This is a genomic window from Desulforhopalus singaporensis, assembly GCF_900104445.1.
GTDB classification, from domain to species: Bacteria; Desulfobacterota; Desulfobulbia; order Desulfobulbales; family Desulfocapsaceae; genus Desulforhopalus_A; species Desulforhopalus_A singaporensis.
The window spans coordinates 1-1147 of record NZ_FNJI01000118.1 but is presented as its reverse complement, the minus strand read 5'-3'; the positions used below and the strand labels follow the sequence as shown (position 1 = coordinate 1147).

General features: G+C 55.2%; 1 protein-coding gene. It reads right to left on the bottom strand.

The annotated features are described in order from the left end of the window. Positions 1-1147: xanthine dehydrogenase family protein molybdopterin-binding subunit (locus tag BLQ17_RS22080; protein WP_176761409.1), on the bottom strand; the 1147-nt coding region annotated here is incomplete at both ends.

Sequence of the window (1147 nt, the reverse complement as noted above, 5' to 3'; positions counted from 1 at the left end):
CATCAAGAATATCTGCTGCCCACTTTATCAGTTTTTCCTTGAGGTTTTTCGCCGCCTGCACCACCGCGAGTCCGGTTCCGTAATTACCCCGGCTGGCATGTGTCGGCACGTCGAAGAGGGTGGTGTCGGTGTCTCCGTTTGGCAGGATGACGTCCTCGTACCCGATGCCCAGCTCCTCTGCGATCATTGCCGCATAACCGCTCCTGTTGCCGCCACCCGCATCGGCAGATGCGTTGAGCAGAACAGCGGTGCCGTCCTCGTTCATTTTGATGATAGCCCCGGCATAGTCCATAATATACTTGGAAGGAGTGGAGGAGCCGGCGCCCGAGGTGTGGAAACCTCTGGCCATCCCTATCCCTCTTTTTATGTATAAAGACTCGGTTTCGTGATCGTTGCGGGTGGACCAGCCGATTGCTTCGGCCCCTTTTCTGACCACCTCTTCGGTGCCGCAACTGATAATGTCACATACAACATCCGTGCTCTGTCCGTAAAAGGTCTGTCCTTCACCGATATGATTTTTCAGCCGCAGTTCAAGCGGGTCCATGCCCAGTTTCTCCGCGATAATGTCGATCTGCGATTCAACCGCCCAGTGAGCCTGGGGATTTCCGGCTCCTCTCATGGCACAAAGAGACGGAGTGTTGGTGTAGACGGTCTTCCCCCTTATTCGTTGATTCGGACAACGGTACATTGACAGGCAGAACCCGGCGGTCAGTTTCATCTTAGATCCGCCGCTGAAGGCATAAGCCCCGGTGTCGTCAATGATATCCACAGCGATGGCCGTAAACGATCCGTCATTTTTGACTCCTGTTTTCAGCTTAATCTCCATCGGGTGACGGCCATAGGCGAGAAACATGTCCTCCCGGGATTTTTCTCCGCGTACGGGCTTGCCGGTCTTGATGGCAAGAAACGCGCAGAGAGGCTCTATCCATCCTGTGTGGATGTGGGCACCGAAGGCACCGCCCAGATAGGTCCAGTGACAGTTCACCTTGCTCAGCGGGATGTCCAGTGAGGAAGCTATGTTTTTACGCATTGCGTGAATGCTCTGGGTGGTGCCGTAGACATCGACACCACCGTTTGCCCGCGGCACGCATGTTACGACGGTTCGCTCAAGAGGTGCCGGATTGGGGCGGGAGGTACGATAAGTGTT